General features: G+C 45.1%; 13 protein-coding genes. 5 read left to right on the top strand and 8 right to left on the bottom strand.

Annotated features, from left to right (window positions below; translation table 11 throughout):
- Positions 1-82: 82 nt before the first annotated feature.
- The gene (locus OO778_RS24640; RefSeq protein ID WP_005394592.1) at positions 83-1414 is read right to left on the bottom strand and encodes an anaerobic C4-dicarboxylate transporter; all 1332 of its coding nucleotides are present in this window, start codon (positions 1412-1414) and stop codon (positions 83-85) included.
- Positions 1415-1834: 420 nt separating this feature from the next.
- Between OO778_RS24640 and OO778_RS24645 the strand changes: the two genes are divergently transcribed.
- Together OO778_RS24645 and OO778_RS24650 are read left to right on the top strand one after the other, a co-directional pair.
- Positions 1835-2572 carry a siderophore ferric iron reductase gene (locus tag OO778_RS24645; RefSeq protein ID WP_264912094.1) on the top strand — a complete coding sequence of 246 codons (738 nt, stop codon included), beginning with the start codon at positions 1835-1837 and terminating at the stop codon, positions 2570-2572.
- Positions 2573-2661: 89 nt separating this feature from the next.
- On the top strand, positions 2662-4833 hold the full coding sequence (locus OO778_RS24650) for a TonB-dependent receptor (protein WP_264912096.1): 2172 nt from the start codon (positions 2662-2664) through the stop codon (positions 4831-4833).
- A 53-nt stretch (positions 4834-4886) separates the two neighbouring features.
- Here the strand turns inward: OO778_RS24650 and OO778_RS24655 are convergent, their stop codons facing one another.
- Complete coding sequence (locus OO778_RS24655; protein WP_005376066.1) at positions 4887-5078, bottom strand: DUF2986 domain-containing protein; 192 nt, start codon at positions 5076-5078, stop codon at positions 4887-4889.
- A 136-nt stretch (positions 5079-5214) separates the two neighbouring features.
- Here OO778_RS24655 and OO778_RS24660 point away from each other — a divergent pair, with 136 nt between their 5' ends.
- Together OO778_RS24660 and OO778_RS24665 are read left to right on the top strand one after the other, a co-directional pair.
- Entirely contained in the window at positions 5215-5724 is a 510-nt protein-coding gene (locus tag OO778_RS24660; RefSeq protein WP_053808379.1) for a GNAT family N-acetyltransferase, read from the top strand.
- 13 nt (positions 5725-5737) lie between these two features.
- Positions 5738-6127 (top strand): nitrous oxide-stimulated promoter family protein, encoded by a 390-nt coding sequence (locus OO778_RS24665; RefSeq protein WP_258616146.1) that lies wholly within the window; start codon positions 5738-5740, stop codon positions 6125-6127.
- Positions 6128-6176: 49 nt separating this feature from the next.
- On the opposite strand, the gene OO778_RS24670 is transcribed toward OO778_RS24665, so the two are convergent.
- Positions 6177-7337: an MFS transporter gene (locus tag OO778_RS24670; RefSeq protein ID WP_012842235.1), complete on the bottom strand. Its 1161-nt coding sequence runs from the start codon at positions 7335-7337 to the stop codon at positions 6177-6179.
- A gap of 176 nt (positions 7338-7513) precedes the next feature.
- Positions 7514-7948 carry a thioredoxin TrxC gene (gene trxC / locus OO778_RS24675; protein WP_264912100.1) on the bottom strand — a complete coding sequence of 145 codons (435 nt, stop codon included), beginning with the start codon at positions 7946-7948 and terminating at the stop codon, positions 7514-7516.
- Between the two features lie 162 nt (positions 7949-8110).
- Between trxC and OO778_RS24680 the strand changes: the two genes are divergently transcribed.
- Positions 8111-9205, top strand: a complete 1095-nt coding sequence (locus OO778_RS24680; protein ID WP_264912108.1) for a ketoacyl-ACP synthase III — start codon at positions 8111-8113, stop codon at positions 9203-9205.
- Between the two features lie 86 nt (positions 9206-9291).
- Here the strand turns inward: OO778_RS24680 and OO778_RS24685 are convergent, their stop codons facing one another.
- The 4 genes from OO778_RS24685 to manA all read right to left on the bottom strand — a co-directional run bounded on the left by OO778_RS24685 (position 9292) and on the right by manA (position 15364).
- Positions 9292-10617, bottom strand: coding sequence for a DUF1501 domain-containing protein (locus tag OO778_RS24685; protein WP_264912110.1), 1326 nt, complete (start codon positions 10615-10617; stop codon positions 9292-9294).
- Positions 10618-10626: 9 nt separating this feature from the next.
- Positions 10627-12195, bottom strand: a complete 1569-nt coding sequence (locus OO778_RS24690) for a DUF1800 domain-containing protein (protein ID WP_085343775.1) — start codon at positions 12193-12195, stop codon at positions 10627-10629.
- A 406-nt stretch (positions 12196-12601) separates the two neighbouring features.
- Positions 12602-13864 carry a hydroxymethylglutaryl-CoA reductase gene (locus tag OO778_RS24695; protein WP_264912114.1) on the bottom strand — a complete coding sequence of 421 codons (1263 nt, stop codon included), beginning with the start codon at positions 13862-13864 and terminating at the stop codon, positions 12602-12604.
- A 264-nt stretch (positions 13865-14128) separates the two neighbouring features.
- Positions 14129-15364: a mannose-6-phosphate isomerase, class I gene (gene manA, locus OO778_RS24700; RefSeq protein WP_257888306.1), complete on the bottom strand. Its 1236-nt coding sequence runs from the start codon at positions 15362-15364 to the stop codon at positions 14129-14131.
- Positions 15365-15471 lie beyond the last annotated feature (107 nt).

A 15471-nucleotide genomic window follows, 5' to 3' on the forward strand; every position in this document is an offset into this window, starting at 1 on the left:
ACGTGACAAAGAAAAGGCGAGTCATTCAGGCTGTACGCTAACGTACAATGACTCGCCTCTAATTTATTGTTGATTTGGCTAATTATGAAGGAATGATCATTTGTCCTAACAAGTAGCCCAGACAGCAGGCACCAATCACACCAATCAAACCTACCGACATAAATGAGTGGTTGAAGTACCACTTACCAATCTTAGTGGTACCTGACGTATCGAAGTTCACTGTCGCGATATCTGAAGGGTAGTTCGGAATAAAGAAGTAACCGTATACCGCAGGCATTAGGCCGATAAGCAGTGCCGGATCCAGACCCAAGCCAAGACCAACAGGCAGCATCATACGAGCCGTTGCTGCTTGAGAGTTCACCACAACCGATACAATGAACAACGCAAGCGCGAACGTCCAAGGGTAGTTGGTTACCATCTCAACGATGCCAGATTTGAACTGAGGCATTGCGTATTGGAAGTAAGTATCTGACATCCAGGCGATACCGAAGATAGCAATGGCAGCCACCATACCTGATTTGAATACTACGCCGTTTGGTACGTCACGTGGGTCAGTTTTGGTTGCAAGCAAAATGATACCGCCGAAGCAGAGCATCATCATTTGAATCACAACGGCCATGCTGATTGGTTTCGCGCCATCCACTATGGTACGAATGTCCGGCCACATCGCGATAACGACGATAACCAAGATAGAAGCGATGAACAGCAACACAGAGTTACGAGCACTTGTTGGTAGCACTTCATCAAGAGACGTTGCAGTGGTATTGAGGATCTTTTCACGCCACACCGGATCTTTTAAACGCTCTTGGTATTCTTCATCGTCTTCCAGTTCTTTACCGCGTTTTAGGCTGTAAAGTGACATCAGCAACGTACCGAATAGCGTTGCAGGTACAGTAACGAGCAGAATAGAAAGCAGAGTGATCTCGTGTTGAATATCGGACAGCTGGGCCAAGTAGTAAACCACTGCCGCTGAAATTGGAGAGGCCGTAATCGCGATTTGTGAAGCGACGGAAGCGGCTGCCATTGGACGTTCTGGACGAATGCCGTTTTTCAGTGCAACGTCGCCAATGATTGGCATGATGGAGTAAACCGCGTGACCTGTACCGAGCAAGAAGGTCATAAAGTAAGTAACAAAAGGAGCGATCAGGGTGACGCGTTTTGGGTTTTTACGAAGCACACGTTCGGCAACTTGCAGCATGTATTTCAAACCACCAGCCGCTTCAAGAATGGATGCACATGTTACCACCGCTAAGATGATCAACATAACGGTGACAGGAGGGGAGGTTGGCGGCATCTTAAAGATGAAGACTTCAATCACCAAACCAATACCAGATACGACCCCAAGGCCTATACCACCATAACGTGAGCCGATATACAGCATCACGAGCAAAAATAGAAACTCAAGATACAACATGTGGATTTCCTTATTCAAAACAGGGGGCTATATAGCCAAATTACTTAATTACATTGTCCCGATATTCAGAAAGAAAATACTTCATGTTGTTCACACTCCTTTGGATAAGAAACAGCAATATTCAATTATTGGCAATAACTCACGCTACACAGGGAAACTGTTAACACAGTTTTATCAGGGTGTTTTTATGCTGTGTATTTTTGCGATCATGTCAGCACTAAATGCGAAGAGGTTTAAGAGTTTGTTGCTATTCATCGCATACGTAACCAGACCTTACGGGCGCAAAGAGCTTGAAAATAGAGACAGAGACCACAGATGTGAATAGGTTCTTGTTATGTGAACACAAAAGATAATAGTTTGCATTGCGATTAGTGCTTGGGTATAAAGGTGTCAGAATGACTACACCAACAATAAAACATCATGTCTGAGCAATTTTTCCCGCAACTATTTCAAACTTCGAGTGAGATTACGCCTTACCTGCACGGTGATATTGGCGAAATAGGGCAAGAAGTTATTCATATCGAAAATGATATCAATCCGATCATTCAAGGCCTTTACCAACAGTTGTCTGAGGCTCATCCGGAAGCGGGGAAAGCGTATTGGTTGACGAGAACGTGGGATTTGTTGTGTTGGCAGCCTGTTTATGTTGCGTTCATTTCTATCTACGGTTTCCACACGTTGCCAAACATTCGTGAGATGGCGCAGCACCTCAAGCCTTGTTTTGTGTCTGGATATCGATTCGCTGACGAAACACATATACATGGTAAGCCAGAAGAATTAATAAAAGAGGCCGGACGTCAAATTCGAGAGTTGTTCGATTTCTACCAACAAGAAATGAGTCAATGGACGCGCATTCGCCCAGGCTTCACTCATCAATTGATGTCGGATGGGATCATGGCTTGTTTGATTCGTCTTCAACAGCGTTTTCCGCAAATGACCAACACAACATTACGTGAGCATGCCATCTTGTGGTTACAGGCATTGGGTTTAGATGCCAACAATAGTCATTCACTTTATGAGACGTCACTGGATCAGCCGCTAAAATTGGTCAGAAAAAGCTGTTGTTTAGTCTATAAGTGTGAAGGCAGAAAGCTTTGTGAAGATTGTCCTCGTTTAGAAAAAAATCGACAGTTTATGAGCAAGTATAATCCTAATTAACATTTGGTTAACTTATGTAACAGTGCTCGATTTGAGAGTGAGAATAAGTATCATTGCATTCTCTTGTTGACAACAAAAAGATAAATACAATGATAAAAAGGACGTTTTCTCTTAATCTCATCGTACTTGCGATGAGCAGTGGATACGCAGTTAGCTCAATAGCAGCAGAAGATCTTCAACAAACATCGACTCCGAGCGATGAGCAATTGGTTGTTGTAGGCAGTGTGATGCCGAAATCGATCTCCGATATTCCAGGAACGGTTTGGTTTGTTGGCCAAGAAGAGATTGCTCAGCAATATCGTGCGGGCAAGACACTGGGTGATATTCTTTCTGCAACCATCCCTTCTTTAGACGTCGGCACCGGTGGTCGAACTAACTATGGTCAGAACCTTCGCGGTAGAGCAATGTTGGTAATGATTGATGGTGTCTCGTTACAGTCTTCTCGCCCGATTAGTCGTCAGTTAGACGCAATAGACCCATTCAACATCGAGCGAATTGAAGTACTATCTGGTGCAACCTCTATTTATGGTGCAGGCGCTACTGGTGGTGTTATTAACATTATCACCAAGAAAGCGTACTCGGATGACTTGTCGTTTGAATCCTACGTGAGTGGCACTACAGGCTTTAATAGCAGCGATGACTTTGATTACAAACTCGCTCAGTCTATCTCGGGTGGTAATGAGCGAATTACCGCTAGAGGTTCGGTTGTGTACACCGAGACACAAGGTGCATTTGACGCAAATGGCGACATTGTCACCCCAGACATTTCACAGGGCTCTTTGCAGTATAATTCAACGCTCGATGTTATGGGATCGACCGAGATTCAAATCTCCGATGCCAGCAAGTTAAACCTTGTCGCACAATACTATGACAGCCAGCAAGATTCGCCATACGGTTTGTACATTGTTAACAATAAATTTGTTGATGTACGAGAGGGGTTCGATTCCGACCGTGAACATGGTACAGAGCGAGTTCTCTTAAGTGCGAACTACGCTCACGACAGCGTATTCGGTCATCAACTGATAGGCGAGTTATCTTACCGTAGTGAAGACCAAACCTTTACTCCTTATTACCAAAGTGCCTCTCAACAAAAAACAGAAGTTTTTGCTGGGCGCTTAGCGTTAGCTAAAAGCTGGGAGTCATTCAAACTTGTTTATGGTGTCGATGCGTACTTAGACCGTTTTGAGAGCAATCAAGCTCTATTCGATCCAAGCATTGCAAACAACTCTGGAAACTTGATTAATAAAACGTACGCCGAAGTTGGTCGTTACCCAGCTGTAGATGTAACGTCTTACGCAATGTTTGTTCAAGGTGACTATCAAATTAATCAAGATTGGTCCGTTCAAGCAGGCTACCGCTATCAATACATGGACAACAAGATTGATGACTTTGTTGCCTATAGCGTACAAAAGAAGATTGCCTCGGGTAAGGGGGTGTCAGCGGATGCGGTACCAGGTGGCAGCACCGACTACTCTGTAAGTCTGTTTAATTTGGGCACCATTTATCAGCTTAATGATGAATCTCAACTTTGGGCAAACTTCTCCCAAGGTTTCGAACTTGCTGACCCTGCGAAGTACTATGGTCAAGGCAGTTATGATGCTGTGGATGCAAACGGTCACTATGCGTTGAACAACAGCATTAATGTGTCTGACTCAAAAATGTCAGGTATTAAAACGGACAGCTATGAGATTGGTTACCGTCTTGATACCAACTCTCTTGCGCTTCAGGCGGCAGGCTATTACTCGCTTTCAGACAACTCCATCAAGTATGATAGAAAAACGTTGTTGATTACGAATGTTGACGACGAGCAGCGTGTTTACGGTGCAGAAGCAAACATCAATTACTGGGTGACCCGCGATATCCTGTTAGGGGCATCAGGACACTACGTAGTTTCTGAGCTGAAAACCGATGGTAAATGGGAAGATTTGAGCGCAGGTAAAGCCAGTACGTCTAAGGCTAATGCATGGGCTGCATACTACCAAGATTCGTACTCGATTCGTCTACAAAGTCAGACGATGTTTGATTACGAAGATGACGCCAACAATAAGTTGGAGGGCTACACCACGTTTGATCTTCTGGGTAATGTAACACTACCTGTTGGGCAGTTAGGCTTTGGTATTCAAAACCTATTTGACGAAGACTACACAACCGCTTGGGGTCAACGGGCGCAGATTCTTTACGCGGCACACTACGATGCAGCAGCGTACGACTACAAAGGAAGAGGTCGCACATTCACACTGAACTACAGTGTTGAATATTAGAGTCAATTCTTCTCGTACAACAAACAAAAAAGCCGCATAAAGCGGCTTTTCTTTTAGGCTTGATCTGTCTGCGCTGTGTCTACAACGTTTTCCGTGTGCTCTGAAGCTTGGTTTTGTTCTTCAGCTTCCATTTTTGCACGTTCAGCTTTGGAGATATAACGCGGCTTATTGCTCTTATGTAGCTTAGCGTTATGCTTCTTCTGCTTCGCTTTTAAGATCTGATTGATTTTCTTCTTGCGGTTCATGGTGGTGGTCCTTTAATTTAGCGGGGCAGGATAGTTATTTTTTTATCAAGTTACAACTAAATAAGCCCTTACGTCGGTCGCAAGATTCAAGTACGTTTCTATGTCCAATCATCTCTCGCGTTTTAATGGAGTCAAAATGAAAACACTGATCACTGAACGTTTGATATTACGTCTTGTGAGTGTGGATGATGCACCATTCATATTAGAACTTTATAACCACCCAGACTTTTACCGTTTTGTCGGAGATAAACAAATTCGTACTGAATATGAAGCGGCGCGTTATATAAAAGAAAACATGCTACGCATGCAAAAAGTTAAAGGCGTGAGTTTACTCGTAGTAGAGAAAAAAGACGATGGACAACCGATCGGTATTTGTGGGCTAGTTAAACGTGACACATTGCAACACTACGATCTTGGGTATGGTTTTTTACCTTCTGCTTATGGTTGCGGCTACGGAGTCGAGTCGGCAACCGCGGTGCTGGAATATGCTCGAGGGGAAATGAAACTCGATAAGTTGGCTGCCATCACCAACAATGACAATATTCGTAGTATAAGTTTGCTCAAAAAACTGGGCTTTGAGTTTGAACGAGTTGAGCAGCAATACGATAATGGTCGAACGTTAGAACTTTACACAATGACGTTGTGATTTTTGGAAGCTCATGAGCGATATTTTACTTGGCAAGCTCGCCACTGAATTTAAGACGGTAAAAGCCATGGTAGAGGTTTACTGTCACGATAACCATGGAACAAAAAGTGACTTGTGCTCAGAATGTCGTGAGCTGCTTGAATACGCAGAAGTTCGTCTTGACCGTTGTCCTTATGGAGAGAATAAACCTACGTGTAACAAGTGTCCGATTCACTGTTATAAACCGGATCCGAAAGAGCAAATGCGTTTGGTCATGCGTTACTCTGGCCCCAGAATGCTACTGAAACATCCCATCTTGGCGGTTCGTCATTTACTTCATGAAAAGCGCGCGGTACCGGAAAAACCTGCTGCGAACGCGTCAAACCGTCACAAACGTTTATCTAAACAAAAAAGCGAAGAATAAAAAAACGAGGGCGACATGCCCTCGTTTTCGTTGAGTAGAAGTTGCGTGGTTAGAGGCCAGCCGCCATACGCTGCTTAGTTTTGCTCGCTGCAAGTAGCATGTATACGCCAGTCGCAACCAACGCGGCAAACAAGTAGCCTAGTAAGCCATGTTCTTGGCCCATAAATTTATCAGCCACAACCGGGCCAGCAACAGAGCCAATGCTGTAGCTAAACAGCATGACTTGTGTGGCAGAGACAATAAAGCGCTCATCAAGTCCTTCGCAACCTAAGTTGATCGCAATTGGGTACAAGGCAAAAGTAGCTGCACCTAAAAAGAATAATGCAGCAGCTAATACCACGGCTGACGATGAAATAAAGGTTAAACCGATCGAAAAAATACCCAAAATACAGAAGAACGCCATTAGCACTGTGCGGCTCATGTATTTGTTCAATGTGGTCACCATTGGTTGAACCAACATGCCACCTAGGATCACTAGTGCCATCAATGTACCAATGTCTTGATGGTTGATTTTACGGTTAGTGAGCTCAACAGGCATTAATCCGTAGATCGCGCCTAAGGTCAAACCTGATACAACACAACCAATAATTGCAGCATGGTTTAGCTTGGCAATTTGCTTAAATGACAAAGCGGTTGATTCATGGCTGTTTGGTTGTTCACACTCTATAAACATCAGCACCAACATCGCCATTAGGATCAATGTCGTGATCGCGATAAACGGAACGCCGCCACTTACGCCAAGTACGCCAATACCAAACTGGCCTAATGCTGAACCGCCATAAAGCGATAGCATGTACAAGCTCAAACGTTTTGCACGTGATGCTTCGTCGCCAGACATTAGCCAAGATTCAACAATGACAAAAACGCCCGCAACGGCAATACCTGCGATAAAACGAGCAGCAAGCCACACTAACCCGTTAGCAAAAACGGGTAGCGTGACAATCGTTAGCGAGAATGCCGCTAAGCAGCCAATAAACGCTTTACGGTGACCCACTTGACGCACGACACGTTCAATAAACATCGCGCCGACCAATAAGCCGCCATAAAAAACACTCGCCAACCAACTCGCATAATCTGCTGAGATGTTGTATTCACCGAGCATGAGAGGGATCAAGCTCATTAAATAGCCCGAAGCCACCGCATAAAGAGACAGTGCGACGACTGGAACTGTAACTCGTGGTGATGCTGCAGGAACGACTGTGTTTTCCACTGTTTTGCGCCTATAAGTTAAATGAAATCTATGGGTTATTCGGCGCGAATATGAGGCTAATAGTTAGGCAAGTAAAATGATTAATTTAAGTCGTTTCGACAAATAATATTTGTTAAATAGATAGGTCGATAAGTTGCATAAAAACGCCAACCTACCAGTGAGGTTGGCGTGGAGAATTACTTATTAAGTGCTTGATTTAACCATTGATCAAACTGACTTTTCGGTAGCGCACCATTGATCATATCAACGCGTTGACCGTTCTTGAAAACTATGATGGTAGGAATGCTTCGAATGCCAAATTGTGCAGCGAGCGCTTGTTGTGCTTCTGTATCAATCTTTACAAAACGAGCCGTTCCTGCTTGTTCATGAGCGACATCCGAGAAAATAGGAGCAAAACCGACGCACGGATTACACCAAGGGGCCCAAAAGTCGACGACAACAGGCGTATCACTTTGTAATAGGGCAGAAAAGTTATCTTGCGTTCCTTCGATAGGCGCGCCATCAAAAAGTGCACTTTTACATTTACCGCAAGTTGCAGACTCTGCAACACGCTCATTAGGGACACGATTCAGACCGCCGCATGAAGGGCAGCGAGTTTTAAACGATGACATGACTTCTTCCTTTATTACGTATTGATGAAAACATGACTTACCAGTCAGCCTCATTATTTGTATACTTATTTTTTAACCTGCCGAGATAACGCAGAGCAGGTTTGTATTTGAGCCTAAGGTTCTAAGAAATTTTATTAAAATACAACAATAAATAGGTCTGCGATGACAAATTACTACGCTGAAATTACAGGTTGGGGGAAATGTGTTCCTCCTGCCGTGCTCTCTAACGATGATCTTAGCACTTTCCTTGATACTTCAGATGAGTGGATTCGTACCCGCACCGGTATCGAAAACCGCCGTATTAGCCATGTAAATACTTCAGACATGGCAACCGTTGCTGCCAAACACGCATTGGCGCGCGCGGGCATTGACGCCAGCGACGTTGATTTAATCATTGTGGCGACTTGTTCTCCGGATTCACTTATTCCAAACATCGCATCTAAAATACAGCAGAACTTGGGCATTCGTTCTGCGGCGGCCTTTGATTTAAATGCCGCATGTACGGGATTTGTCTACGGCCTTGAAACGGGCACACGTTTGATTCAATCAGGTAACTATCGCAACGCGATCATTATTGGCGCGGAAAGATTGTCTTTCTACATCGATTGGGCCATGCGAGATACCGCTGTTCTATTTGGTGATGGCGCGGGCGCCGTTGTGTTATCAAGAACAGAAAAAGAAACGGGTCTATTGCAATCTCAAATTGGTTGTGACGCTAAAGGTCGCGATATTCTTTCCGTACCAAAGTTTGGTACTTGTATGGACCGTTTTGCGGAAGACAACGGTTACTGGGATTTCAACTTCGTAGGACAAGAAATTTTCAAACGTGCGGTAAAAGGCATGGGGCTAGCTGCGAAAACCGTGCTTAAAGCATCACAGTTAACTACCGAACAAGTCGACGTTGTTATTCCTCATCAAGCGAATATTCGTATTATTCAAACCCTATGTGACCTATCTGGGATCCCACACGACAAAGCGTTTGTGAACATCCAAAACTACGGCAATACTTCTGCAGCGACGGTGCCAATTGCATTGTGTGAAGCGGTAGAGCAAGGCCGAGTTAACCCAGGTGATAACATGCTTCTTGCTGCATTTGGTGCAGGTTTGACATGGGGGGCGGCAGTATTGAAATGGGGTGACCGCGTAACGCCAATTGGTGAAAGTGATGCGGCTCTGCCTGAATGTGAGCAATCCGCGCTAGAATTACTTGAGCGTGCCATTAAGCTGTGTAACGAGCGCCGTCGCGACGAAGCGTAACGGATACTCAGCGGGAATGATATTGAGAAGGGAGCGTAAATGCTCCCTTTTTCATGACACGTTAATTAAGAGCTCATTAAAGCAGCTTAAGCCATAAAACCAAGGTTTGAGTTAGCAAAATTGCGGATATTCGGGAACACGTATTCCAATGCCGCGTTATCACTCACGCCCATCCATTGCGCGAGGGTTGAGCCCACTTGATCAGCTGCAATTTGGGGTATGAGTCGACCTTGAGAATAGTCATCGTTACCACCCAATACTAGTTCAGGCCATGTGCCGATAGGTCGCTGACCATTCACCGCGCCCCCAATCAATAGTTGATGACCACCCCAACCGTGATCGGTGCCGTTACCGTTGCTTGTCATCCGTCGACCAAAGTCAGACATTGTAAAAGAGGTGACTTGCTTGTTTAGCCCCAACCGTTCAATCGCACGATACATTGCGAAGAGGTTAGTCGCTAGATCTTCGAGTAGTACGGGGTGTCGAACTAATTGAGAATCGTGTAGGTCGTAGCCAGAGTGTTTAACGAAGAAGACTTGTCGTTGTTGCTTTAACACATTTTGGCTTGCGACCAATTTGTAGACGGTTTGCATCTGCTTGCCGAGTGTTGATGAGGTGAACAGCGGCGCGTCATCAATATGATTGAGTTGCTCGCTTAGCACGCGGCTCATCATCATCGACTCATCAACCATCAAATTAAAGTGATCACTAAACGGATTCTCTGTTTGATGAGAAAGCAGTTGGTCATAGATCCCCTTGTATAGCGGGTTATCAATCGCGGTAAGCTGAACCGCACGGTCTTTTTTCAGGACGGTTTGGCGGTGTTCCATCGCGCGTAACCAAAGCGAGTTCCCGTGCACACTGTATAGTGGGGTTATTTCTGATTCAGAAGTTAATACGTCCAACATTCTTCCTGCCCAACCCAAGTTGCTAGATTCTTGCATACCACCAAGTAACCAAGCGTCAGTTTGTGAATTGTGGGAAAACAGTTGCTCGGGAAGTGACGCTTCACCTAGCTCAATCGCTTGTTTTGTAACGGGATGGCTGAGAATGCCGCTATTGAGCACGATATTGGCATCGCCTTGTTCGAAAATTGAAGACAGCGCCTTTAGTTTGGGGTGTAAGCCAAGTTCTACCAGATTATCCGAGCTATCGGCGGTACGCAAATTGATAGGGAGTATGTCGTCTTTGGCTACAGAAAGAGCCCCTCTGACTTTGGCATATTGGTTATAGTGCGCGTCAGACAACGGCAGTACAGTGTTGAACGCATCGTTTCCACCTGCTAAATAGACACATATTAATGCTCGAAAGTCATTAGATGGCGCCGCGAGAGAATAACCCGGTAGACCAAGCGAAGCTAAAGCGCCCATCGATGCAGTGCTTTTTATAAAATGTCGTCGTGAAATATCCATAATCCACTCCTAATCCTGAATATAGAATTCATCGCCGGAAATGGCGGTAAAAATCACCAAGGCGAGCTTTGTTGTTGGCACATAGTCCTCACGATATTCATCTAACACGGTGAGCATGAGTTTTTTTAATTCCGCCGAGGCCGTTCCAGCAAAGAAGCGTTCGTTAACCAGCTCGACTAAGGCATCGTGATCATCCAAAAGAAGATAGAACTCGCCGAGATCGAGTGTGTAGGAATCACCGCCGCCTCTGCGAGAGCTGGTCAACATATAGTTGACCAAATCGGTATAAACGGACCAGTTCAGTAGCTCATACTCCGGAGAGCTAATACCAGACTCCGTAAACTCGTTAGATGGTTGGTAGTCAGGAGAGTAAAAATTAAATACGGAAGGAGAACGAAGAGGTCCTTGATTGGCGATATTCATCATCGTAGTAGCGTCTTCGTAACGTGTAGATTTGATTGTAAAACCCGCTGCTCGATGAAAATTAGTTAGGACCAGTATTGGCTCTTTCACTTTTATTGGCGGGGTATCTGTCATGCCTAGAGCCTCAGAATCGAGCAAGATGGCATGAATGACCGCGTTTAAATCTCCTTTTTCTCCTTCGCCATTGTTATTGAATACCGAAGCAACACGTGCGATGTACTCCGGACTTGGATTCGAAGTTACAAAACGTTGGATAAGTAGCTTAGAAACAAACGGCGCCATGTTTGGATGAGACATCAAAATATCGATCACTTTTGAAAGCTCTTCTTGCGCAGTTAAACCAGCAGGAATTGTGTTACCAAGCAATCGTTTCTCGCCATCATCGTGTCGGTGGCTGATGACTCGCATCGGTTCGACAAACGCTAAATCGGCATTTTTCCACCCAGTTAATGCTCGAGCGAGCTCTTGAATATCCGTTTGGGTATATGTGGGGATAGGCTTACCCGTTGTACGATCAAGCTTTTTACTGCCATCGATATTCAGTTCATACAAGCCTAGGGTGAACAACTGCATCAACTCTCGAGCGAAGTTCTCATCAGGTAATGCACCCGTCGTGTTGTTCTCTTTTGCGCTACCGAGCATGGACAAATAGCTGCCCATAACAGGATGAATGGAAACGTCATATAATAAATCTCGGTAGTTGCCAAAAGCGTTAGCAATCAATACATCATAGTAGTCGACTAGACCAGTGGGCTTACTGGAAAGGACACCGCCATAGCGAGAGACCACTAAGATCTGGCTTAATGCATACGCCATGCGCTGTCTGAGTTGATCATCAGCGGTAATAACAATTTGATACCAAGCGTTTTCGCGATTGGATTGTGCGCCTTTGGAAAAAGGTGTCCGATAGAGCGGTTGATGATAGGTGGCAGGAAGGTAGATTTGTTGAGATATCCAACTTTCCATCCCGACTTCTTCTACCTCATCAATTAATGTTGGTGTTGGCCCAAAAGTGCTCTGATAGAGGAAACGCGCAACGGTTTGATCGGAGGGCGTTAGTTCCATTTCTGCTGGTACTGAAGGGACGTAACTTAGTAATAAGATAATCAACCCTAGTACCCAACAAGAGATTTCATTCTGTTTCTGACGTCTCATAGTTAACTCGCTTACCCGAGGGAACGACTTAAATCCATTTAACGGGAGTGATTAAGCTCAGTTGAGCTAAATAATAAATTTAGAAAAATCAAGCAGCTGCAGGAACGAGTATAGTCTCTATAAGTGACTAACAAAAAACTCAATCTATGAATTTGGTACTTTAGTGCTAGATGTTTATGATATTTATTTAGGTAACGTACTGATATTTAATATCGCGTGAGAATAGGGTCAAACAGTGATATAGCGAGGAATGTGTGGTGATACTGCAATAATGCGGTCAACGTGAGAGTGGTGTAATCATTAAGTCTGCAATATAACTTAAACTAATTTGTGAGCTAATAAATAAAGTTGCTTTATTGGCACAAGAGAAAACCGCATGGGTATTCTCTTGTACAAAGTAAAAGGATTATTTTCTAGCAAGTTTATGGTGAGCCCGGGAGAAGTGATCGGCACAAAATGCGCCCACAATCGAGAGTTCGCCAGCCAGACAAAGCGCGGTCGCGACTTCGGCTAAGGCTTTCGCATTGCCGTTGCCGTGCAAACCCAAAATATCCAAACATGCCTTTTGCGTTGGAAGGCCAGTGCCCCCACCAACCGTTCCCACCATGATGTTTGGCAAGGTCACGCACGCGTACAAGTTGCCTTGAGCGTCGACATCTATACGAGTGATACCAATGGCAGACTCTGCAACGCAAGCGGCATCTTGACCACAAGCAATGTACAGCGCGGCAAGAGCGTTTGCGTAATGCGCGTTGACGCCAATTGTCCCGCTGAGTAAACCACCCACCGTGGTCATTTTGCCAAATTGAACCATAGACTCTGGCGTGGTATGCAGATATTTTTCCACCAACTCAGCAGGAATGGTGACTTCGGCGGATACTTTCTTACCGCGTACCGAGCGCAGTGTGTGCGCGTTTGGTTTTTTGTCGCCTGATAAGTTGCCATCCAAGAATGCTTGAGTTGGTTTGATTGGGCTGGTCGCCAAAATATGATGGAACACTTCGTTTGTTGCGATGGTCACCATGTTTTGTCCGGAAGCGTCACCAGTCACGTATTCAAAGACCAAATAAACGTGGTTTCCTTCGATATTTACATTGATGTCTTTGAGTTTGCCATGTGAGGTGGTGGATTCCGCTATTTGACGAAATACGTCAAACTGGGTCACAACCCAACTGACGAACTGGCCAGCGTCGGCAAGATTATTAAAGGCGAACACTGGCGTTCGGCTCACTCCTTCACTCAGCAACAATGCGCTCGCGCCACCAGCGGCGGTAATAAGATTTGCGCCACGGTTGTAGGAAGCGACTAACGCTGCTTCTGTCGTTGCGAGCGGAACCAAAAAGTCATCGTTCGCATACAATCCATTGACGCGCAAAGGGCCTGCGATGCCGACCGGCACATTGACAGTACCAATGAAGTGCTCGATGTTGTTGGAGTAAGCGTCGCAATGTGACTGTGTGAAAGGATCAAGAAGATGATCTTTATTGGTCACGTGTTCCAATACTTGCCAACGCCGCGCCAAATGCTTATCCGATAGGCCAGGGCTTAAGCAGAGACGTTTCTCTGGCTTGTGAAACTTCGGTTCTAATGCCGATTGAATCTTACTGCTGGTTTCTATATCGGAAAGGGCGGAGCTTTGAACAGGGTTATCTTGGTTTAACTTCGGCATACAAACGTTAACTGAAAAATCGAACCAGAGATTGTAGTGATTGGGGCTTTGATTACAACGTTGATTATACGTTTTGCAACAAATACCACTGTGTGAGCGCCTTTGTTATCCAAGTAATTTGATATTGGAGCGGAGGATTTACCGGAAATAAATGGGTTTTGACAATGAGTGCCTTAAAAGCGGACTGGCTCAATCTATGAAAGGAATACATTGTCTAACCCAGTCCCTTGGGTCAGACGCTAGTTTGAATCAGTTGTTCAAAAACTAGTTGAAGGCGCGAGCCACACGTCCCGCACTTTGAATGCGATAATGGCCAACGTAAGCAGGAACAAATACAGATTGTCCTTTCGCGGCGGTTAACGTCTCACCGTTATCACTGATGAGTGTCAGTTCGGCATCAATCGCCATCAAAATCTCTGCGCTGTTTGCGTCAACCACGTCGTGATTCGGTTGGTTAAGAATGCTGAAACTAAAGTCTACCACTGGAACGGGGTAAAGGCTCTGGCAACCATTGGCATTGGGTTCTAGAACAAGGCTGTTAAACGGCTTAGGCACAAAATCTGTGCATTTAACCAGTTCTTCAACATCCATATGTTTCGGCGTGAGTCCTGCACGCAAAACGTTATCTGAGTTCGCCATGATCTCTAATCCCGTACCTTTAATGTAAGCGTGTGGCGTTCTTGCGCTCAGGAACATCGCTTCGCCAGGTTGCAGCGTGATGACATTCAACAGCAATGGCGCAAACAAGCCGACATCGCCAGGGTATTGAGTGGATAGATCCAAGATGAGCTGGTAAACGTCGCTGTTAGTGCCTTGCTCCGAGTCAGTGCCTTGTTCCGATTGACGTGAAGCGTGGGCAAGAAGCTGTTTCAGTGCTCTTTCTTTCGTTTCGCCTTCCATGGTCAGAATGTGCACAAAGAAATCTCGTAAACCTTGTGAGTTGATTTCGCGTTTGAATGTGTCAAGAGGCGCGCGTAGCTCATCGATATCGCAAAGGCTAAATGCCTCAATAATCTCGGCATACGAGCGAAAACCGTTCATGGCTTGGTAACTTGTCAGCGCGTACACCAATTCAGGTTTGTGGTTTGGATCTTTGTAGTTACGATGGCTCGCGTTTAGTGGGATGCCAGCACTTTGCTCTTTTTCGAAACCTATTTCAGCATCTTGTTTACTTGGGTGAACTTGAATCGACAGTGCGTGTTCGGCCGCTAAGATCTTAAACAGAAAGGGCAGGTCGCCAAATTTCGCTGCGGTTTCTGCTGATAAGTAAGCGGGTTGGTTTTGTTTGATCAGTTCAGACAAAGGCAGCGTGTTTTGCTCAATCTGAACTTCAGAGCAGCCGTTTGGGTGAGTCCCCATCCATACTTCTGCTTGAGGCTCATTCGTTTCGTTAGAAAAGCCAAACAAATCGTGAATAGAAGAGGTGCTTCCCCAAGCGTAGTTTTGGATTTTGTTGTTCATTTGAAAGAAGCTATGCGATGAAATAGTGTTCAAATTCATGAATTTTTCCCATAGTTAACCCTCCGAACTGAATCGGAAGAAAAATTGAGCAGAGATACGCTAAATAAGGATGGCGAGCGCGGTTAGGTCACTCGCCAATTTGCCCG

This window comes from Vibrio sp. STUT-A16 (assembly GCF_026000495.1).
Taxonomy (GTDB): domain Bacteria; phylum Pseudomonadota; class Gammaproteobacteria; order Enterobacterales; family Vibrionaceae; genus Vibrio; species Vibrio diabolicus.

Coding starts and splice junctions, on each gene's coding strand:
- OO778_RS24640 (WP_005394592.1), bottom strand. CDS start 1,414: ATGTTGTATCTTGAGTTTCTATTTTTGCTCGTGATGCTGTATATCGGC.
- OO778_RS24645 (WP_264912094.1), top strand. CDS start 1,835: ATGTCTGAGCAATTTTTCCCGCAACTATTTCAAACTTCGAGTGAGATT.
- OO778_RS24650 (WP_264912096.1), top strand. CDS start 2,662: ATGATAAAAAGGACGTTTTCTCTTAATCTCATCGTACTTGCGATGAGC.
- OO778_RS24655 (WP_005376066.1), bottom strand. CDS start 5,078: ATGAACCGCAAGAAGAAAATCAATCAGATCTTAAAAGCGAAGCAGAAG.
- OO778_RS24660 (WP_053808379.1), top strand. CDS start 5,215: ATGAAAACACTGATCACTGAACGTTTGATATTACGTCTTGTGAGTGTG.
- OO778_RS24665 (WP_258616146.1), top strand. CDS start 5,738: ATGAGCGATATTTTACTTGGCAAGCTCGCCACTGAATTTAAGACGGTA.
- trxC (WP_264912100.1), bottom strand. CDS start 7,948: ATGTCATCGTTTAAAACTCGCTGCCCTTCATGCGGCGGTCTGAATCGT.
- OO778_RS24680 (WP_264912108.1), top strand. CDS start 8,111: ATGACAAATTACTACGCTGAAATTACAGGTTGGGGGAAATGTGTTCCT.
- OO778_RS24685 (WP_264912110.1), bottom strand. CDS start 10,617: ATGGATATTTCACGACGACATTTTATAAAAAGCACTGCATCGATGGGC.
- OO778_RS24690 (WP_085343775.1), bottom strand. CDS start 12,195: ATGAGACGTCAGAAACAGAATGAAATCTCTTGTTGGGTACTAGGGTTG.
- OO778_RS24695 (WP_264912114.1), bottom strand. CDS start 13,864: ATGCCGAAGTTAAACCAAGATAACCCTGTTCAAAGCTCCGCCCTTTCC.
- manA (WP_257888306.1), bottom strand. CDS start 15,364: ATGAATTTGAACACTATTTCATCGCATAGCTTCTTTCAAATGAACAAC.